The sequence below is a fragment of the Sediminitomix flava genome, from assembly GCF_003149185.1.
Lineage (GTDB): Bacteria > Bacteroidota > Bacteroidia > Cytophagales > Flammeovirgaceae > Sediminitomix > Sediminitomix flava.
In genome coordinates, this window is the sequence record NZ_QGDO01000001.1 from 385355 (window position 1) to 405567 (window position 20213).

Annotated in this window: 17 protein-coding genes; 9 read left to right on the forward strand and 8 right to left on the reverse strand. The window is 35.1% G+C overall.

All coding sequences use genetic code 11. The annotated features are described in order from the left end of the window. Positions 1-11: 11 nt before the first annotated feature. Entirely contained in the window at positions 12-1607 is a 1596-nt protein-coding gene (locus BC781_RS01465; RefSeq protein ID WP_109615471.1) for an arylsulfatase, read from the reverse strand. 196 nt (positions 1608-1803) lie between these two features. Here BC781_RS01465 and BC781_RS01470 point away from each other — a divergent pair, with 196 nt between their 5' ends. The 4 genes from BC781_RS01470 (at position 1804) to BC781_RS01485 (ending at position 4588) form a co-directional block, all read left to right on the forward strand. Beyond that, the gene (locus tag BC781_RS01470) at positions 1804-2826 is read left to right on the forward strand and encodes a helix-turn-helix transcriptional regulator (protein WP_109615472.1); all 1023 of its coding nucleotides are present in this window, start codon (positions 1804-1806) and stop codon (positions 2824-2826) included. An 81-nt stretch (positions 2827-2907) separates the two neighbouring features. Further along, positions 2908-3330, forward strand: a complete 423-nt coding sequence (locus BC781_RS01475; RefSeq protein ID WP_109615473.1) for a DUF2541 domain-containing protein — start codon at positions 2908-2910, stop codon at positions 3328-3330. A 125-nt stretch (positions 3331-3455) separates the two neighbouring features. Then, positions 3456-4061, forward strand: a complete 606-nt coding sequence (locus BC781_RS01480) for a methyltransferase domain-containing protein (RefSeq protein WP_109615474.1) — start codon at positions 3456-3458, stop codon at positions 4059-4061. Positions 4062-4099: 38 nt separating this feature from the next. Beyond that, a complete protein-coding gene (locus BC781_RS01485) occupies positions 4100-4588 on the forward strand; it encodes a PaaI family thioesterase (protein WP_109615475.1) in 489 nt (162 codons plus the stop codon). Positions 4589-4659: 71 nt separating this feature from the next. Here BC781_RS01485 and BC781_RS01490 read toward each other — a convergent pair whose 3' ends face one another. Beyond that, the gene (locus BC781_RS01490; RefSeq protein WP_109615476.1) at positions 4660-5259 is read right to left on the reverse strand and encodes a glutathione peroxidase; all 600 of its coding nucleotides are present in this window, start codon (positions 5257-5259) and stop codon (positions 4660-4662) included. A 107-nt stretch (positions 5260-5366) separates the two neighbouring features. On the opposite strand from BC781_RS01490, the gene BC781_RS01495 reads away from it, so the two are divergent. Then, entirely contained in the window at positions 5367-5810 is a 444-nt protein-coding gene (locus tag BC781_RS01495; protein WP_109615477.1) for a J domain-containing protein, read from the forward strand. Positions 5811-5850: 40 nt separating this feature from the next. Here the strand turns inward: BC781_RS01495 and BC781_RS01500 are convergent, their stop codons facing one another. Further along, positions 5851-6369: an adenine phosphoribosyltransferase gene (locus BC781_RS01500; protein ID WP_109615478.1), complete on the reverse strand. Its 519-nt coding sequence runs from the start codon at positions 6367-6369 to the stop codon at positions 5851-5853. Positions 6370-6663: 294 nt separating this feature from the next. Here BC781_RS01500 and BC781_RS01505 point away from each other — a divergent pair, with 294 nt between their 5' ends. Further along, positions 6664-7752 carry a leucine-rich repeat domain-containing protein gene (locus BC781_RS01505; protein WP_109615479.1) on the forward strand — a complete coding sequence of 363 codons (1089 nt, stop codon included), beginning with the start codon at positions 6664-6666 and terminating at the stop codon, positions 7750-7752. A 146-nt stretch (positions 7753-7898) separates the two neighbouring features. Next, complete coding sequence (locus tag BC781_RS01510) at positions 7899-8540, forward strand: hypothetical protein (protein ID WP_109615480.1); 642 nt, start codon at positions 7899-7901, stop codon at positions 8538-8540. Between the two features lie 54 nt (positions 8541-8594). On the opposite strand, the gene BC781_RS01515 is transcribed toward BC781_RS01510, so the two are convergent. Next, a complete protein-coding gene (locus tag BC781_RS01515; RefSeq protein ID WP_109615481.1) occupies positions 8595-10055 on the reverse strand; it encodes a sodium:solute symporter in 1461 nt (486 codons plus the stop codon). Positions 10056-10264: 209 nt separating this feature from the next. Here BC781_RS01515 and BC781_RS01520 point away from each other — a divergent pair, with 209 nt between their 5' ends. Beyond that, complete coding sequence (locus tag BC781_RS01520) at positions 10265-10873, forward strand: NifU family protein (protein ID WP_109615482.1); 609 nt, start codon at positions 10265-10267, stop codon at positions 10871-10873. A gap of 78 nt (positions 10874-10951) precedes the next feature. Here the strand turns inward: BC781_RS01520 and BC781_RS01525 are convergent, their stop codons facing one another. Both BC781_RS01525 and BC781_RS01530 read right to left on the reverse strand, forming a co-directional pair. Further along, a complete protein-coding gene (locus BC781_RS01525) occupies positions 10952-12130 on the reverse strand; it encodes a thiolase family protein (protein ID WP_109615483.1) in 1179 nt (392 codons plus the stop codon). Between the two features lie 207 nt (positions 12131-12337). Further along, entirely contained in the window at positions 12338-14419 is a 2082-nt protein-coding gene (locus BC781_RS01530) for a carboxy terminal-processing peptidase (protein ID WP_109615484.1), read from the reverse strand. A 222-nt stretch (positions 14420-14641) separates the two neighbouring features. On the opposite strand from BC781_RS01530, the gene BC781_RS01535 reads away from it, so the two are divergent. Beyond that, positions 14642-15571, forward strand: coding sequence for a DUF3078 domain-containing protein (locus BC781_RS01535; RefSeq protein WP_109615485.1), 930 nt, complete (start codon positions 14642-14644; stop codon positions 15569-15571). A 74-nt stretch (positions 15572-15645) separates the two neighbouring features. On the opposite strand, the gene BC781_RS01540 is transcribed toward BC781_RS01535, so the two are convergent. Together BC781_RS01540 and BC781_RS01545 are read right to left on the reverse strand one after the other, a co-directional pair. Further along, positions 15646-16959, reverse strand: a complete 1314-nt coding sequence (locus BC781_RS01540) for an amidohydrolase family protein (RefSeq protein ID WP_109615486.1) — start codon at positions 16957-16959, stop codon at positions 15646-15648. Positions 16960-16980: 21 nt separating this feature from the next. Next, entirely contained in the window at positions 16981-20022 is a 3042-nt protein-coding gene (locus BC781_RS01545) for an amidohydrolase family protein (RefSeq protein WP_109615487.1), read from the reverse strand. Between the last annotated feature and the right edge of the window lie 191 nt (positions 20023-20213).

Sequence of the window (20213 nt, forward strand, 5' to 3'; positions counted from 1 at the left end):
TGACTTCAAATTTATTTTTCTTGCTCAGCCATACTCTCTTGAACTTGCATCATGAATTTTTGTAATTCAAGTGTATTGTAATTGATTGCTGCAGCTGAGAAACTTCTTCCTTTTTGGAATGGATAACCTTCTAAAGAAGCAAAGAATTTTGTTACTTCATCTGAAACTGGTACAAATAGCCACATGTTGTCGATCATCCAACGTACATACATTTCAGATTCTAAAGGTGCTTTTTCAAATGGATCGGCTCTTAAGTTCACAATTTGTGCCCAAGAAGGAACCATACGAACAGCTGAGGCCATATCTCCATCAAGTTTTGCAAAAGTCAACTTCCAATCATTCCAACGAATCGCATTGAACTCTCCTCCTTGTCCAAAATACATTTTAGTAGTACGAGGGCTTTCCTGTACTTCTCCTTTGAAATAAGGTAAGAAATTATGGCCATCAAGATGAACTCTCCAATCTTTATTGTTGTACTCAACACCTTCTTTCATTTCGTCCACTAAATTGTCATCACCAACAGCTGCCAAAAGTGTAGGCATCCAATCTTCATGAGACATCATGGCATTTACCTGTGTTCCTGGCTCAATTACTCCTGGCCAGCGCACGAGTTGAGGCACACGCATTCCACCTTCGTAAGTAGTACCTTTTTCACCATGAAATGGAGTCGTACCACCGTCAGGCCATGTAAATGTTTCAGCCCCATTGTCAGTTGAATAAATTACGATAGTATTGTCTTCTATACCCAACTCTTCCAATTTATCGAGCATTACTCCAACATGTCCGTCATGCTCCAACATTCCATCCGCATAGATAGAAATACCCGACTTTCCTTTGGCTTCTTCCTTCAACCTTGTATGGACATGCATACGAGAAGTGTTCATCCATACAAAAAATGGTTTTTCTTCTTCATGTGCTTTCTCCATAAAGTCTAAGGCACCGTCCATAAATTCTTCGTCAATGGTCTCCATACGTTTACGAGTCAATGGTCCTGTATCTTTTACTGGTCCATCTGCCGTTGATTTAATCACCCCTCTAGGTCCGTAGTTTTCTCTAAATGAAGGATCTTTTGGGTAGTAATATGTCTCTGGTTCTTCTTCGGCATTTAGGTGATAAAGATTCCCGAAGAATTCATCAAAACCATGATTTGTAGGCAAATGCTTATCTCGATCTCCTAAGTGGTTTTTACCAAACTGACCGGTAGCATAATCATGCTCTTTTAGAAGATCTGCAATTGTAGGAGCCCAATCAGGAATACCATGATCTGAACCAGGCATTCCAATTGTCAAAAGTCCCGTACGGAAAGGTTGCTGTCCAGTAATAAATGATGCACGACCTGCTGTAGAAGATTGTTGTGCATAATGATCTGTAAAAATAGCTCCCTCTTTAGCTAAGCGGTCAATATTTGGGGTATGATAACCCATCATTCCTTGGTTGTAGGCTGAGATATTGTAATACCCAACATCATCGCCCCAAATCACAAGTATATTTGGTCGTTCATTTTTCTTTGCCTCAGGCTTATTGCCATCTTCAGCTTGTGAAGGTAAAGCAGCTCCAACTAGCGCTGTACCTAAACTTAAGCCTTGTAATAAATCTTTAGTAGTCATTTTTTAGTCTCTTGATTTGATAATGGGGGAATTCAATTCATACGAACCTCAATCACTATTATTGAAATCTGATTGAGTTCTTATATTTTGAAAACCTTGTCTTGATTAGGATATTGCAAAAGTAGCTACCACAAACAGGTATTTATATACCTTTTTAACTCTAAAAAATACCACTTTAACCTAAGCAATAATTAGAATGTCTAGTAAGCCATCAAAAAATACAGATACAAAAGAGGAAAAAGTCTCTAAAATTGAGATTCGATCAATCCCTTTTTCGGAACAAAATTGGCTGGATGCTTTTGCTCAAATCTTAGATGAAAAAGTTGAAAATGGTAAAGTACAGATTCCAAAGACAATTGGTACAGGTTACCTTGAATCCCTTTATCACGATGATTTAATGTCTATCATCAGTATTAAAATAAACTTGAAGAAAGATATAATATGGCATAGGCTTCCTTGCCCAGATAAATCACGTTACCTAATCGACTTTTTCAGAACTGATCATTTACAGGGGGCATCCATTAATCAAGACTATAATTCAAAAATTCAAGAAGGAGCATTCTACTTGAATCCTTCAACTTCATTGGAATTTCAAAATAAGAAAGGAACATCTATCGAATTGATAATGGTTGGACTAGAACATAAATGGATTGAACAATACTTCCCAGATATCTTAGAAGAATCACAAGATTTTTTAACCGTTGAACAGCCTTATTTAGCTTATGAGAGTTCTGGTCCAAAAATGAAACAGCTGTTCAATGAATTCAATAAGCCAGCTATAGAAAAAGAAGTAAGTGCTCAATATTTCAGGGCAAAATGTATGGAAGTCTTTTGTCTCACCTATTCATACTTGAAGAAGAGAATACAATTCAGACTTAGAGGAATAAAGGAGCAAGAACTTCAAACCGTATTTGAAATAAGAAATACTTTATCTGAAAACCTTGAGTATCCATATACGCTGAAGGGACTTTCATTGGAATATGGTATGAATAAAGATTACATGAATTCATTGTTTGAGAAAGTATTCGCAATCAGTATTCCTAATTATTTAAAAAAGGAGAGAATGGAGTTAGCTAAGTACTTATTGGAAAAAAATTATTCTGTCAAGGAAGTTGCTATAAAACTAGGTTATTCAGAAAGCCAACATTTTACAAGGGCTTTTAAAACTTACTTTCAGATACTTCCGAAAACATATCAAATAAACTTCCATAACAAATAACAATGCGATCAAGATACCCTTCATTTTGAACTTTCGCTTTCAGATTCATAGTTCTACTATTTAAAAAGGCTCTCAACTACTATGAAATTACTTTCAATTACTTCTATCATTTTTATTACCCTTTTACTTTCTTCTTTTTTTGGTGTAAAACAAGATGAAGATAAAGGCTGGGTGAAAATTGCTGAAAAAGTTGTCAACTATAAAGCAGAGACTGATCAAGTTAAAGTTCAAAACTCGGATCAAGAAGTAACCAAAATAAAGATCAAGTGCATACAGGGTACCGTAAAGCTTAAAGAAATTAAGGCATTTATGTCTGATGGGAAGGATGAAAATTTAAACATTAAAGGTATCGGTGTTTTACATGATGGAATGTCTTCATTTAGTATGGATTTGCCTGGTAAAGATAATAAGCTAGAAAAACTTGAATTTAAATATGATGCAGTGGGAAATGTTCTGGTTTCTAAAAAAGGTAAAGTGGAAGTTTGGGGGAAGAAGAAAGATTAAGAAATCACTAAAAATACCCCTATACGATCAAAATATGGATACTGTATTTTTATATCAGAATAAATCCTTGTAAATTTTGGTTACTTTTTTGGAGGTGTAATACCAAATTTTAGACTCATTAAATCATGCCTAAAGAATCACTCGACAAGGACTATTGGGAAAATAAATATAAAAATTTAGATACGGGATGGGATGCGAAGGCAATCACTACACCATTAAAAACTTATTTCGATCAGTTAGAAGATAAAAACTTAAAGATATTAATTCCGGGAGCTGGTAATTCTTATGAAGCTCAATACTTGCACGAACAAGGATTTAAAAATGTTTATGTTGTTGACATTGCTCAACAACCACTTGACAACTTGCTTCAACGCTGCCCTAGCTTTCCTAAAAAACACATGATTAAATCAGACTTTTTTGAGCTGAAAGAATCCAACTTTGATTTGATCATTGAGCAAACTTTTTTTTGTGCTTTAGATCCTTTGCTTCGTAAAAGGTATATCGTTAAGCTAAACAACCTATTAAAAGAGAAAGGGAAAGTAGTAGGTTTACTTTTCGACCTTCCACTAAATACTGATCACCCTCCTTTTGGCGGTGATAAAACTGAATACCTCACCTTATTCAATCCATTATTTCAAATTAAGGTCTTTGAAAAATGCTACAATAGCATTCCTCCAAGACAAGACAATGAATTCTTTTTTATTGTTCAGAAGGAATTAATCATATTCTAATTCCTCACAACAGACTAACATTTTTGATAAACACACACATGGAGATTAAACAAGAGTACTTTCAAGATTTCATGCATGGTAATGTATGCTATGGCTGTGGAATTGACAACAAAGATGGTTTACAGATAAAGAGCTTCTGGGATGGCGAAGAAGCTGTTTGTATATTTCACTCCGAAGAAAAATACCATGGATGGGCAAACCTGTTGAGTGGAGGTATTTTGGCTACTATAATTGATTGCCACTGCATGGGGACTGCTATGGCAAATGCATACAAAGTTGAGAATAGACCTTTAGATTCTGAACCACACTATCGTTATGCCACAGGTACAATGAATATCAAATACCTTAAGCCTACTCCAAACACAGTTGTTGAATTAAGAGCTAAAATAACTCAAGTAAAAGGGAAAAAAACAGTGATGCATTGTACTTCTAGTGTAGATGGTGTTATAACTGCTGAAGCTGAAGTTATTGCTATTCGTGTTTTTGATAGTAATGAAGCCAAAGGAGAAAACCCTTTCAAAGAATAAACATTGGCTCTAAAAAAGAAAGGCGACCATTTTCTAGAAATGATCGCCTTTCTTTTTTATTTATATATTAATTAACTCTTTACATCTAGAGCTGTCAATAGTTTTTCATCCATTGGAGCTACTCCTGATTCAAAATAGTGAGTTAATTTGCCGTTCTCATCAATCACATACTTTGTGAAGTTCCACTTAGGCTCTTGATCATTCCAACCGTTTTGTGTTTTATCTGACAACCACTGATAAAGCTCAACTTTATCATCTCCTGCTACAGATACTTTCGAGAACATTTGGAATGAAACACCATAATTTTTTTGACAGAAAGCACCAATTTCTTCATTAGTACCTGGCTCTTGCTTTCCAAAATTATTGGCAGGGAAACCTAAAATTGCAACTTTTTCTCCATATTGTTCGTGTAATTTTTGAAGCTCAGTATACTGAGGAGTATAACCACACTTAGATGCAACATTGACTAATAATACCTTTTTACCTTTGTAACGTTCAAAATCAATTTCTTCTCCATCTAAAGAAGGCATTTTGAAATCGTAAAAAGCTGCTGATTCATTTACTGATGATGTAGATTCCATTTCTTCAGGGGCTTGTTTTGCTCCTTTGAAACAAGACGTAAATCCAATTAGCAAGAAGCAAAAAGTGAGTAAAGTGTAAATACTTTTCATAAATAGTTGAATATGTAAAATTGAATAGATACGTTTATTTGTTAATGCTTAACTTTATACTGAATAGATTGTTTTAAATTATATACTGTAATTGCGTCAAATTTCATATGATAATAAATAGACTAAAAGATATTTTAAGAGCTGAGTTGAGTGACCGTCTTACAAGTGAAGACTCTTCATTAAAAGACTGGTTCGAAAAAGCAGGTTTGAGTTGGGAAGAGAGTCAAACAGACTATCAAAAATATGCCGATGAATATGATAAATACTACAAAAGCAGTAGTAGTTCATCAAGTCAGCAACAGAGTCAATACCAACAATACAACACTTCATCTAGCTCTGCAAGCTCAAAAGATCGTGAGTACTATGCTGCCTTAGAAATTCCTTATGGCTCTAGTTTCGCAGTGGTCAAAAAAGCTTATAAAAAAATGATTCGTGTTTATCACCCTGACCTTTATCACAATCAGCCCGAGAAACAAGATATAGCTCAGAAAGTAACTCGAAAAATCAATGAAGCTTACAATCACTTTGAGCAAAAAGAAAAGAATAAATAAAAAAAAACCTCATCGTCTAACTGATGAGGTTTTTTATTTTCTAGTAAGTCAATAAAGACTTTACATTATAATTTTTAATTTTTTCTTCTCCTTTTAAGAAAGCTAAATTTATAAGGAAAGAGATTAATACAATTTCTCCTCCTGCTTTCTCAACCATTTTCACTACAGCCTCAGCAGTACCTCCAGTCGCTAATACATCATCATGAATTAGTACTTTCTCTCCTTTTTCAATGGCATCAATATGCATCTCAAGTGTATCCGTTCCATACTCCAAAGCATATTCTTGCTTATAAGTATCGAATGGTAACTTTCCTGGCTTTCTCACAGGTACAAACCCTGCATTTAAACGATCAGCAAGAACACTCCCAAAAAAGAAACCTCTAGACTCCATTGAAACCACTTTGTCAATTGAAAGTCCGTCTACTTGCTCCAGAAGTTGATTAATTGCAAGTTTAAAACCTTCTGGATGACCAATTAGAGGAGTGATGTCTTTGAACATAATTCCTTCTTTTGGAAAATCTTTGACGTCTCTGATATATTTTTCAATTGATTCCTCCATCTTCTTACGCTTTATTAGGTCTATTCTTAAAACAAAGTAGCAAAGATACTAGCTTCTCTCCAATAAAGAAACTTAGCATAATTTTACCATAATAATTACTAGAGTCAGTATTAATTCACTTTTAATACAATAAGACGATTTCTTAGACGTATATAGAATAAGTGGAATTCCAAACTTGGAATTTTTTAAACATAACAAGCAAACATAAAACTTGTATGAATGCCAATTAATCACTTGATTTATTAGCTATTCACTTATCAGATATACATTCGAATTGTGAAATTTGATTATTCAATGAAGAACGCAATAAAATTATTATCACTCTTACTATGTTTATTAGTCCAACCCGTTTACGCTCAATCAATCGATAAAACTTGGTGGGACGGACTTACCGAAACATGGAAAACCTGTTTTATAGAGGAAATTGAATGGGAAGGTGAAATGACCAAGGATGGCTTGGCTCAAATTGCTCAACTTAAGACTATAAATGCCGCTGGTTTTGATATTTATGGAGACGAGCGTCTTATTCGTTCGCTAGAACCTCTAAGACCACTTATTTATCTTGAAGAAGTAGATTGTTCATATACCAAGATCAAAGACATTGAGCCTTTAAGAGAACTCAAAAATATTAAAAAGCTGAATGTAAGCTATACACGCATCAAAACTTTAGAACCTATTCATGAAGCACATAATATGGAAATCTTGCAAATGGCAGGACTAAATATTACGAGTCTAAATGAGTTAGATGATTTGCAGTCTCTTCATACTATTGATGCTTTTGAATCAAGAATTACTGATTTCAAGTCTTTCAGACACTTCCCCAATATTAAAAACATTGCGTTAGATAATACACAAGTTACTTCCTTAAAACCTTTCGCTCATATGCGTCAGTTGGAAGAACTTACATTTTCCAATACAGAGATTTCAGATCTTTCTCCTTTGAAAAGGATGAAAAACTTAAAGCGTATTCTTTTTGAAGCGGCAAAAGTTGAGTCTCTTTCTCCGTTATCTAAATTAAAGCAGCTAGTTGAAATCAACTTTGCAGATAATCCTATTGAAGATATTTCGGCTTTAGCCAACAAACCAAATCTTGAGATTATTTATGCATCACAAACTAGCTTTGAAGACCTCAGTCCATTAAAAGGAAACACAGCATTAAAAGAATTGACAATATCTCAGACCAAAGTAAGTGACCTTAGTCCTGTTCAATCTTTACCTGAGTTATACCTTTTAATATTTGTAGAAACGCCTGTTCAATCACTAAAAATACTAGAAGGATTCCCTGCCCTAAGTGTTGTTTATTTTAGAGACACACAAGTGTCGGAAGCTGAGATGAAAGCTTATCAAGCAAAATATCCAAGTGTAGAGACTGACTATTTTTAGAGTTTATACTCCATTTAAAATATGAATTAAATCCACAGAAAGGTCTTAAATGCTTTCTGTGGATTTTTTTATGTTTATGATTTTCAAGAAGATTTCAATATCTTAATTCTCAGATACATTTTTTCAAGTTGTAATTTTTAAACTTTATGGTAAGACAGATTTTTGAAAAGCATACTGCTGAATCCGTTCAAGTAATACTAGATACTGGGGAAATTGAAAATGCTGAAGAGGCGTTAAAACAACAAGATATCAGTCCTTTAATCATCAAAAAGATCATCACAAAAGCACAAGGTGATCTTTTTAAAAAGTATACTGAAATTGGCTATCAAAAAATCAAGCGAGGAGCTTCAAAAGCTGAGGTTGTTGAGTTGATTTCCGAAGATTTAAAAGGTAGTATTCTTGTTTCAACTCTCAATAAAATTGAGAGAAACTACAAAAACATCAGAAAGAATAAGCTAAGACTAGCTTTAAAAGAAAAAAATCAGGTTCATACACTACTTCGTACGTATTCAGATGATTTCATTTCCCAAAAAGAAGTGGCACAATGGTTAATCGAAATTTTAAACTCTATAAAAGCTGATCAGAAGCGGAGCAAAAGAAATACGATACTCACAGGTCTTGGGCTTTTTCTTTTCGGAGGTATCTTAACTATTATGACCTCAGGACTAATTTTATATTATGGTGCCATCATTTCCGGTATCATTACGCTTGTAAAAGGACTGACCACTAAGATTGTAGAAATACCAGATCTTTCTTCTTACATGAAAGAAGAGTTACAAACCGTATAAATTAAAAAGTCCAATTAAAGACCTTTAATTGGACTTTTTTATTAACCTTAGTTTTTATTTCTCCTCCCTAATCAATACCATTCCTATCATGGTCAACAAAGCATTAACGACCAATATTTCATAACTGAATCGGTAATCAAACCAAGCAACCGAGTTTTGTTCTAAAACATAACTCAATGCCGGTGCAGCCACTACTACCAAAGGTACTCGTTTATCCTTCACATTTATCTTGGATATAATTCCAAGTGCGAACATACCTAAGAGAGGACCATACGTGTAACTAGCTAATTTCAAGACCAAATCAATTGCTGATTTATTATTCAATGCTTTAAATGCTAGTACCAACAAAAATAGAAGAACTGAGAATCCGATGTGCACCGTTTTTCGACTTAGCTTTTTATCATCTGATTCACTTCCTTTTCTTCCATAACCAAGAAAATCAATACAGAATGCGGTTGTCAATGCAGTCAAAGCAGAATCTGCACTTGAATAACTTGCAGCTACAATTCCCAATACAAATACACTTGCTCCAAGAATACCAATATGTTCTTTTGCAATTAGAGGATATAACTTGTCTCCAATCACAGTGATATCATACTGCTCGGCATACAGATATAACATTGCACCCAACCCTAAGAACAGTATATTTACAAAAAATAATACGATACTGAACCAAAACATATTCTTTTGTGCTTCCTTCAAGTTTCGGCAGCTTAAATTTTTCTGCATCATATCTTGATCAAGCCCCGTCATTACAAAAGCTAATAAAGCGCCATTAAAAAGTTGTCTGTAGAAGTTTCGCCCATCTTCTCCAAAGAAAAATATTTGAGTCAGATCAGTTCTTTTATTCCACCAATCTCCTTCAAAAACTCCTTTTTCTCCTAAATCGACACTTAACATATAAACGGTCACTCCTGCTGCCAAAAGCATAAAAGTTGTTTGTAGGGTATCTGTCCAGACCACTGTTTTTAAACCTCCTTTAAATGTATAGAGCCATATCAAAATGATCGTAAAGAGCACAGTCCAGAAGAATGAAATATTCAGTTCATCGAAAATGAAAGATTGTAATACTAAAGCGACAACATAAAGCTTACTCGCCGCTTGAAGACTTCTAGATAAGAGAAAGAAAAAAGAGCCTGTTTTGTATGAAGTAATTCCGAATCTTTTTTCTAAAAAACTATATATGGATACGGAATCTAGCTTATAATAAAGAGGCATGAGTATAGTTAAAATGGCAAAATAACCAATCATATACCCAAAAACCATCTGTAGATAGCTCATAGCAAACTTGCCCTCTCCTGCAGGATAATCTATACCAACCATTCCTGGCACTGAAATAAAAGTGACTCCAGAAAGCGTAGTGCCAATCATTCCAAAAGCAACCAAATACCATGGGCTTTGATTATCTGCATTAAAAAAAGAGCTACTTGTTGTATTTTTAGTTGTGAGGTGAGCTATAAAAAACAGTAGTAAGAAATAACTCGCCATTAAAAAAAATACCCACTGATAAGACATATTAATAGAATTGAGAAACCTAAAAATTGAAATTTGTTGTTTTAAGCAGTACTTGGAACTAATCTAATTAACAATTTTTTCCAATTAGCGTTATGTACTAAGAAAGTAAGATTTTGGCTTTGAATCCCGTCTTACTATTTCGTTACTTTGCAAAGATGCAAAGTTCATCTAATATATTCTACATCTAAAAAATACAAAAACAGATTACGATGGCTGAAGAATTCAACAGAGAGAAATTGTACGATCACACGATCACTATATATACTGAAGCAAACCCAAACCCTAACTCTATGAAGTTCATGTTGAGCTTTATGTTGATTAAGAACGGGGATACTTTTGATTTCCCAGATTTGGAAGCTGCTAAAATTTCACCTTTAGCTACCGAATTATTTGAGAAATTCGACTTTATCGAGAGAATTTTCTACATGAGTAACTTCATCACAATCACTAAGAAAGAAGAAGTGGTTTGGAATGAAGTAATTCCTCAAATGAAAGAATACTTGACTGAATACTTCAGAGAGAAAAAACCTGTTTTCGATGAAAGTAAAGAAGTAGCTGAAGACGGTTCAGAAGATGATACTGAAGCGATCAAAATGATCAAAAGTGTATTGGAAGAGTACATTAAGCCTGCAGTGGAAATGGATGGTGGAGCAATCCAATTCCATTCATTTGACGAAGAAAGCGGTGTTGTAAAAGTATTACTTCAAGGTTCTTGTAGCGGATGTCCTTCTTCTACAATTACATTGAAGGCTGGTATCGAGAATATGCTTAAGCGTATGGTTCCTACAGTAAAAGAAGTAGTTGCTGAAGGCGTTTAAGTTTGTTTTTCTAAGAAATAAAAAAGAGTCATTCCGTGGATATATGGAATGACTCTTTTGCTTTATGGAAGCTTCAAATTACATTTTCTCAATAATCATAGCTGAAGCACCTCCACCACCATTACAAATAGCAGCCATCCCTAAAGTTCCTTTCTGATGTTTTAATACACCAGTCAAAGTTGTAAGAATTCTTGCTCCAGAAGCCCCTAGCGGGTGCCCTAAAGAAACAGCTCCACCATGAACATTCATTTTTTCATTATCTACACCTAGTTCTTTTGCAAAAACCATAGGTACTACTGAAAAAGCTTCATTTACTTCAAAGAAATCTATATCTGAAATATTTTTACCAGCCTTTTTCAATGCCTTCTGAGCAGCTTGAACAGGAGCTACCGTAAACCACTCAGGGTCTGTTGCTGCATCTGCATAAGAAACAATCTTTGCAACGGGCTTTAATCCAAGCTCTTCTGCTTTTTCTTTAGATGCGATAATCAAACATGCAGCACCATCATTTATTGTAGATGCATTTGCGGCAGTAACAGTACCTTCCTTAGAGAAGACGGGTCTGAGACTAGGGATTTTCTCAAACTTTACTCTTGTATATTCTTCATCAGTCAAAACCTCTACAGGCTCTCCTTTTCGTTGAGGAACTTTTACTGATACAATTTCATCTTTTAACCAACCTTGCTCAGTTGCTTCTGCTGATCTTTGGTAAGATTGGATTGCATATTGATCTTGCTCTTCTCTAGAAATCTCATAACGAGCTGCCGTAGCATCACCACAGTTACCCATAGCAGCACCATTGTAAGCATCAGAAAGTCCATCTTTTACGAGACCATCCAGCATTTGAGCATTTCCGTAACCATAGCCATATCTTCCTTTAGGGATGTAGTAAGGAACATTTGACATTGATTCCATTCCTCCCGCTACAACTAAATCATTATCGCCAAGCATAATGGACTGTGCAGCAAACATTACAGCTTTCATTCCAGATGCACAAACCTTATTGATTGTTGTACATGGGACTTCCTTTCCAATTTTAGCACCTAAAGCAGCTTGTCTTGCTGGAGCTTGACCTAAGTTTGCAGAAATGACATTTCCCATAAAAACTTCATCCACCTCAGATGGATTTAAGTTAACTTTCTCCAAGGCTCCCTCGATTGCTGCTGTACCTAATGTTGTTGCTTGTACTGATGACAAACTTCCTCCAAAGCTTCCTAATGGTGTTCTTACTGCGGCTAAAATGTAAACTTCTTTCATGTTGTTTAATGGTAATTTGTGTTTTTGGTTTAGTATACTCTAACTAGTGGCTTTATTTCTTCATACGGAATTCTCTCATTACAAGATAGAGATATGACAGGATATTGTAAATAAATATCAATAAAAAGTGTATTTTTTATACTTAAACAAAAAAAGATGGATCGTTTCCAATCCATCTTTTCGTAATATATCTTCTCAAGAGGTTTATTATTCCATATCCGTCAGAATATTTACACATTCTTCAAGATGGATATCTCTTACTAATTTATTCTTCCATTCTTCGGCAACATAATGAGCTACAGAATCTTGATCATTTTTAAGAACATGATCTGGTAGTACTGTAAATTTCAACCTTGTACTCTCAAAGTCACTTTCTTCAAAATTAGCTGATGCTGCATTAAGCTGTTCTTGCTGTAAAACGTAGTCGCTGTAAGAAAGAGTTTCTAAAGTCCGTTTACTCTCTTTCTCAAGACGCTCTGACTCCTTCACAATATTCAAGAATTCTGTATTATCAGCAACTCTACCCTCGCTCTTTGCTTTTAATTCTTTAAAATTTGGCTGAAATTCCCATTCTTCAAAGTCTGCTCTTTTTACACTATCCCAAGGCATCACAAAAGGTAACTCCTCCTCGCCAATATCAAGATGAACATACTTGTCTGGTAAGAAAATATCAGGTTGTACACCTTTTACTTGGGTTGCCCCACCTGATACTCTATAAAATTTCTGAATCGTTAATTTCAAAGAACCCAAAGGTTTTAACTCTGGACTTACTTTATTTAATCGATCAAGATCAATAAATCGTTGTACGGTTCCTTTTCCATATGAAGTACTTCCAACGATCACTCCTCTTTTGTAATCTTGAATAGCAGCGGCTAAAATTTCGGAAGCTGAGGCACTAAAACGATTTACCATAACAACTAATGGTCCATCATAAATAACTCTATCATCTTTATCGGAAAGCACTCTAGGCTTATCTACTTTACTTTTGACTTGAACGACTGGTCCTTTATCAATAAACAAACCTGTCATTTCAATAGCATCAGAAAGTGAACCTCCGCCGTTATTTCTAAGGTCTAAAATTATACCTTCTACGTTTTCTTTTTTAAGCTTAACCAACTCTTGACGGACATCACTTGACGAATTTCGTCCTCCTGTACCTTTAAAATCGGCATAGAAACTCGGTAAATGGATTATTCCATACTTGTTTCCAGAAATAGAGTCTGTGATTACAGAAGATTTCGCATATGATTCAGCTAGCTCTACAACATCTCTTTCGATAGGTACAATTTTAATTAAGCCATCAGGTTTACGTACCGTCAAACGAACCGTAGTACCTTTTTTACCTTTAATTAACTTCACTGCATTCTTAAGTGACATACTTTCTACAGAAACAGCTGCTTGCCCTTGTTGAGCAACTTTCATAATTACATCACCTTCCTTAAGTCCTTTCTGTTTCCATGCTGCACTTCCTGGAATGATGGCAACTACTTTAATTTCGCCTCCTGTTTGTTGCAAACGAGCACCAATGCCCTCAAATCGCCCAGACATTTGCTGATCAAATCGCTCTTTCTTTTCTGGTGGGTAATATTCTGTATGAGGTCCATAAACTGAAATTATGGCATTCAGATATCTTGCATGTTGATCTTCTATATCTTGGGTTGACAAAAGATCAAACATATCTTGATAATTTTCTTTGAGTTGATTACGAATTTCAGTTTCAACTTCTGCAGGGGTTTGACTGCTTAAACTATCCTCCTCAAGTGCCTTTACTCTCTCGGTATATCTCACCAAAGCAGATAGCTTTAATTGCTTTCTCCATCGCTCTTCCAATTCATTTTTAGACTTGACATAATCCAATTTATCAGCATCAGTTTCAACCTCTTCTGAAATTGTAAAATCAAAAGGTTCGTCAAGAATTTTAAGGCAAATGTTTTTTGAATCTTCAATTCTTTCTTCATAAATCCTTAAAGATTCATCTAGAAAAGGAATTTTGTTATCAGATGAAAAATCATCATCTATTTTATATCGAAAATTATCTAATTTTTGCACATCTTTGTCAAGGAAAAAACGCTTGTTGGGATCCAAAGCTTTCATGTACATATCGAAAGCTTCAGAAGACATTTCATCATTGACTTCTAGGTTTTTAAAATGTGCTTGATCTAGGCTCTTATAAAGTAATCTTTTCAATAAAACTTCCTTATCTGAAGGTTTGTAATCTCTCAGATAAGAAAAACTAAAGAGGGATAAAAAGATTAGGCTTGCTATGAAAAGGTATGGCTTTTTTAACATATGGGAAGTATTGTAACAGTAGCGTGTGTTGCTGGTTTACGGTCGTGAAGATTATTTCATCAGACACTTTGAGTTCATCTTGCCTGATTATGACCTCTTATTTAATAAGATAACAAGCATTTTTCATTAAATGTTAACTTTCTTTTAAAGAGATAATTATTACAATTAATCATACAAATATTTAGTATCGCAAAACTTCATTTTTACTTTTTATATCTTGATATGAAAAAAGGTTTTCTATTTTTAGTGGCGTATATCTTGGTTTGCTTCAATTTTAATCTTTACGCACAGACTACAGAACTCAAAACAACCGAAGACTCATTATGGACTTACGCTGGTAATATTTCAGCTAACTTTTCACAAGTAGGGCTTAGTAATTGGGCTGCAGGTGGTGAAAATACAATCACGCTGAATACTCTTTTCAGACATGACATGACTAGGGAAAGCAAGGTAGATATTTGGAGAAACTCAGTTATCGTAAATTACGGTATTTTGAGAAAGGATGATACAGCATATAAATTCCGTAAAACAGATGACATTTTACAGTGGAAAACTAGTTATGGTTACAAAATGTCCAAGCGATGGTCTTTAAACTTAGCTTCTGATTTCAGAACACAATTCTCACCAGGTTATACATACGGTTTGGATACTGAAAGCAATGTTGAAACACGTCAGAAAATTTCTGATTTCTTATCTCCAGGTTACTTAATCTTCAAATTAAGTGCAAACTATTCGAATAAGGCTAAAACGCTTTTGCTAAGTGCTTCACCAATCTCGGAAAGATTAACAGTTGTCAGAAGTCAAATGCTTTCAGATCAAGGTGTATTTGGTGTTGAAGCTGGAGAGCACATGCGTTCTCAAGTCGGTTTCAACTTAAATATGATCTACGATGAAGAGGTTTTCAAAGGTATAAACTTTAGAACCGTGTTTGATTTGTTTGGTGCCTATAATGACCTTAGACATCAAGTTGTTAACTGGGAAACTCTTACCACATTTAAGATCAACTCTTTCTTAAATGCTAATATTTCCACCTTCTTAATTTATGATCATGATGTTTTGATTCCTCAAGAAGAAGGAGAGGCTAAACCTGCTACCCAATTTAAATACAGTTTTAACTTAGGTTTTGCTTATAATTTCAACTCAAGAGGTTAAGAATAATTATAAACTGAAAAAGGGAGTTCTTATGATAAGAACTCCCTTTTTTAATTTGATCTCAAATACAAGAATTAATTCACCAATGGTTTCTTCTCGTATTTGGCCTTAAACTTACGATAAAGCATTTCGTGTTTATTGTCTAAGTCAAGATCACGACCTTGGATATAGGCTTTAGAAACTTTATTTCCTCTCATATCCAATAAATCGCCTTCAGATATTAAGAGTGTAGCATCTTTTCCAACTTCGAGCGATCCCATTTGATCTTCAATTCCTAAAATTTTGGCATTGTTCAGAGTCAAAAGTTGAAGAGCCTCTTCTTTTTCCATTCCGAACGCTGCTGCTGTACCTGCTCCAAATGCTAGATTTCTTTCACCCATAATTTCACCTGTGTGTGCCAATCCGACCAAAATACCAGCATCAACTAGTTGATTTGGTAGATCATATGAAGAATCGACCGAAGCATCTTCGCCAAAAGGTAAAGAATGTGTACGCTCAACAATACATGGAATATTGTGATCTTTAATAAATTCACTCACATAAGCTCCTTGTTTCACTCCTACCAAAACTACATTTTCAACCCCTAGCTCTTTGACAAGTTGAACACTTTTAATGATATCTTTCGCCATATCCACATTAATATATAGCTTTTTACTACCATCAAAAAGTCCTTTTAGCGCCTCTAGTTTTAAGTTGATTTCTTTCACTTCAGATTTAGCGGCATAAGCTTTTGCTTCTTTCAACGTTTGCTCAATGATCTCAATATTTTTCTGATAGCTCTTATTCTCTCTAGCTTGAGATTCTCCCATCCACCATCTAGGTCCTACATATGGAAAAGGCCAATTCAGGTGAATTCCCTCATCCATTTTCACAACCGCATCTTCCCAGTTCCAAGCATCTAACTGTACAACTGATGAAGTACCAGGGAAAAGACCTCCTCGTGGCGTAATTTGAGCAACCAAAACACCATTTGATCTGTTGGTTGGTGTCAAATGAGAGTCAGTATTATAAGCTATGATTGAGCGAACTTCAGGGTTAACCGTTCCCAATTCTCGGAAATCTTTCGATGGATTTACCGCTGAAATCTCTTCCAAACCCAAAAATGTATTCAATAAAATCAGGCCTGGGTAAACATGCTTTCCATGTGCTTCTACTTTTACAAGTTCTGCTAATTCCACAGGCATATCCGCCAAAGTACCTACGTAAAGAATTTTACCATTCTCAAAAGCAATAGCTCCTTGCTCTACAACATTTCCATTTCCGATATGTAAAGTAGCGCCAGTAATCACAATACCATCTTGTTGTGCTGGAGCTGGACTCGGAACTTGTGCCCAAGCCGTAAAAGACAAGAGCAATCCGATAAAGGTATATATATGTCTTAGTTTCATGATTCTAAAAAAATAGGTTGATTAATGAGCGTGAGAATGAGCATGATTTCCAGAGTGGTTGAAATGAAGATCATCACAATGCCACAAGTGTTGCATCATAGGCAATGCCAATTGAGGTTTTGCACCTTGCTCAATAGCTCCTTTCATCTTTTTCATGATACGTGCCTTTTCAGCTTTAATTTCATCTTTCTTCAATTTATCCTTTGCTCTGTCATAGTAGATCGTTCCATCTACGAGTGTGTAAAGAGCTTTAGCATAAACAGAAAGTGGATTTTCATCCCATAAAACTAAATCTGCATCCTTGCCTTCTTTGATACTTCCCATTTTGTCATCTAAATGAAGAAGTTTTGCAGGATTAAGAGTGACCATTTTCCAAGCTTCTTCTTCACTCATACCTGCATATTTCACTGACTTAGCAGCCTCTTGATTCAAACGTCGTCCCATTTCAGCATCATCAGAATTAATTGCCGTCACTACGCCTTGTTCTGCCATTAAAGCTGCATTGTGAGGAATCGCATCATACACCTCAAATTTATACGCCCACCAATCTGCAAATGTTGAAGCTCCTGCTCCATGTTTACTCATTTTGTCAGCAACTTTATAACCTTCCAAAATGTGCGTGAATGTATTGACTCTAAAACCAAATTCTTCAGCGAGTTTCATGAGCATATTTATTTCTGACTGCACATAAGAGTGACAAGAAATGAATCTTTCAGAATTCAAGATTTCAACCAATGCTTCTAGCTGCAAATCTTTTCTAGGTGCTGTAGTTCTTGATTTCTGCTTCTTAGAAAGTTCGTTGTAAGCATCCCATTCTTTTTGATAGGCTATAGCTCTCGTGAATCCATCTCTGTAAACTTGCTCAACCCCCATACGCGTAAGTGGATATCTCTGAGATGAAGACCAATTACCTCTTTTTACATTTTCACCAAGAGCAAACTTGATAAATTGATCAGCATCTTCAATAAGAAGCTCTTGAGCTGTTTTACCCCATCTGAATTTTATCAATGCAGATTGACCTCCAACAGGATTTGCTGAACCATGCAATAATTGAGCAGCTGTAACACCACCTGCCAGTTGACGATACATCTGAATACTTGAAGCATCAATAGCATCTTCCATTCTTACCATAGAAGACATTTTATCTACATCATTTATACCATTTAAGGCAATGTGCGAATGTTCGTCTATAATTCCAGCAGTTAAATGTTTACCTGTAGCATCAATTATTTTAGCTTTGTTTGAAGAAAGGTTTTGACCAACTTCGATAATTTTACCATCCTTCACTAATACGTCTGTATTGACCAAAATGCCTTCAGCTTCACTTGTCCAAACAGTCGCATTTTTAAATAAGATTACTTCTTTTTCGGGAACGATATCATTTCCATAAGCGATAAACGGATGAATTACATCGCCTAGTTTTTCTTCTTTAGCTGTGTTTTCTTTCTTTTCTTCAGACTTCTTTTCTGAGTCTTCAACCTTTTTAGCAACTGCTGTCCAAGTCAACCAATCACCTTCTTCATTTTGTGCTTTTCCTTTAAAACCTTCAGTAGTTTTCCAACCACTTAGCTTGAAAGCGTCTGTAGAAGATTTAGCCGTATCTGTTTTGAAAGTCAAGCTGATCAAACCTTTTTCTAATTCTCCTTTCGATTCCAACTTTGTTGAATCGTTCAACATCACTTGGACTTTAGATTTTCCTTTTTCTTCAGAAATCGATAAACCCCAAGTATTCTCCGCTAATGCTAAATTATATTTCCCTGAATAATCAAAAGAAGGAATCTTTTCAACTTCAAACTTTTTACCTCCTACCCAGTTTTCAAAAATTTTAGTTTCTTTCTCAAATAGATCTCCAGAAGTGATCACGAAGTTTGCGTACATTCCAGATTTCAACTGCCCTACTTCTCTTGAAGCGCCAATTAGTTTTGCTGGATATGAAGTCAAAGCTTTCAAAGCAGCTTGTTTACTCAAACCATTTTCAACCGCAATTCTCAAGTTTTTCAAGAAATCCTTTTTATTTTTCAAGCCTTCAGAAGTAATCGCAAATGAAATTCCTGATTGCTCCAGCATCGCTAAGTTAGATGGAGCCAATTCCCAATCCTTTAATTGGGCTAAAGAAACATTTAGGGCTTCCAACGGATCACTTACATTATAAGGAGCAGGGAAATCTATGGGAACAATCAGCGATGCTTGCGTATTTACTAATTGATCAATTTTTTGATATTCTTTACCACTTCCTTTGATGATGTATTGAATACCAAATTCATCTCCAATTTTATCTGCCAACAATGTATTATCTAATGTATGTGCTGAGAAAATTTGAGGAAGAACTTGATGATCATTCATTGCTTCCAATGATAAATCTCTGAACTCTTTGTAACCATCTGTTGCATACCATGAAGCATCGTAATAGGTCTGACGTAACAATGCTGCATACCCCATGATAGAAACTGGGTAAAGTTGTGAAGAACTTCCTTTGTCAAAAGCGAAATGAGCAGCAACTGTAGGTTTGATAATTGCCAAGTTTTCATTTTCATCAGATAAAAGAACCAGTGCAGAAGTTCCTCTCGCTACCCCATCAAATCTGAAAGACAATACGGTTCCGAAACCATTGTCATGAAATTCCTTCAATGCTTTCTTATTTGTTCTGAAAGCATCTTTTGCTTGGAACTCCGCTTTGATTGATTCATTGGCATTGTAGGCTCCAGGCGTTTTGGTTTGAATTTGCTCTGGCGCATTCCAATTGATTCCACCTTTCTTGATTTCAGGCATACCGTAATCCGTATGCAAATCGATAAAAGAAGGGTATATAAACTTTCCTTCTAAGTTAGTTACGATTGCATCTGATGGGATTTCAAGATCGGTACCGACATCAATAATTTTACCTTCTTTGATAATTAGGCTTGCATCGGTTAAGGTTTGATTTTCATTAATTACGATAGTCGCATGGGTGAAAGCATATGCTCCTTCCCTATTATCGACCACGCCATTCACAGGATGGGTTATTTGAGCTGAAGCAAAAAAGCTCACAAACATCAAACCCAATAGAAGAATACCTCTTCGCATAAGAATTGAAAGTTTTAAATAATTAGAATTGGTCATAGAATTACTCAAAAAATAAATTGAAATATATGGATTTCATTGCTTGAATCACAAATATTTCAAACAGAAAAATACAACACACAATTAGAATATATCTTTTTATTCAAGATTAAAAAGCAAAAAGCTGATGCCTTTTCAGACATCAGCTTTAAGTA

Coding starts and splice junctions, on each gene's coding strand:
- BC781_RS01540 (WP_109615486.1), bottom strand. CDS start 16,959: ATGAAACTAAGACATATATATACCTTTATCGGATTGCTCTTGTCTTTT.
- BC781_RS01510 (WP_109615480.1), top strand. CDS start 7,899: ATGGTAAGACAGATTTTTGAAAAGCATACTGCTGAATCCGTTCAAGTA.
- BC781_RS01475 (WP_109615473.1), top strand. CDS start 2,908: ATGAAATTACTTTCAATTACTTCTATCATTTTTATTACCCTTTTACTT.
- BC781_RS01535 (WP_109615485.1), top strand. CDS start 14,642: ATGAAAAAAGGTTTTCTATTTTTAGTGGCGTATATCTTGGTTTGCTTC.
- BC781_RS01490 (WP_109615476.1), bottom strand. CDS start 5,259: ATGAAAAGTATTTACACTTTACTCACTTTTTGCTTCTTGCTAATTGGA.
- BC781_RS01485 (WP_109615475.1), top strand. CDS start 4,100: ATGGAGATTAAACAAGAGTACTTTCAAGATTTCATGCATGGTAATGTA.
- BC781_RS01500 (WP_109615478.1), bottom strand. CDS start 6,369: ATGGAGGAATCAATTGAAAAATATATCAGAGACGTCAAAGATTTTCCA.
- BC781_RS01515 (WP_109615481.1), bottom strand. CDS start 10,055: ATGTCTTATCAGTGGGTATTTTTTTTAATGGCGAGTTATTTCTTACTA.
- BC781_RS01495 (WP_109615477.1), top strand. CDS start 5,367: ATGATAATAAATAGACTAAAAGATATTTTAAGAGCTGAGTTGAGTGAC.
- BC781_RS01545 (WP_109615487.1), bottom strand. CDS start 20,022: ATGCGAAGAGGTATTCTTCTATTGGGTTTGATGTTTGTGAGCTTTTTT.
- BC781_RS01530 (WP_109615484.1), bottom strand. CDS start 14,419: ATGTTAAAAAAGCCATACCTTTTCATAGCAAGCCTAATCTTTTTATCC.
- BC781_RS01525 (WP_109615483.1), bottom strand. CDS start 12,130: ATGAAAGAAGTTTACATTTTAGCCGCAGTAAGAACACCATTAGGAAGC.
- BC781_RS01480 (WP_109615474.1), top strand. CDS start 3,456: ATGCCTAAAGAATCACTCGACAAGGACTATTGGGAAAATAAATATAAA.
- BC781_RS01520 (WP_109615482.1), top strand. CDS start 10,265: ATGGCTGAAGAATTCAACAGAGAGAAATTGTACGATCACACGATCACT.
- BC781_RS01470 (WP_109615472.1), top strand. CDS start 1,804: ATGTCTAGTAAGCCATCAAAAAATACAGATACAAAAGAGGAAAAAGTC.
- BC781_RS01505 (WP_109615479.1), top strand. CDS start 6,664: ATGAAGAACGCAATAAAATTATTATCACTCTTACTATGTTTATTAGTC.
- BC781_RS01465 (WP_109615471.1), bottom strand. CDS start 1,607: ATGACTACTAAAGATTTATTACAAGGCTTAAGTTTAGGTACAGCGCTA.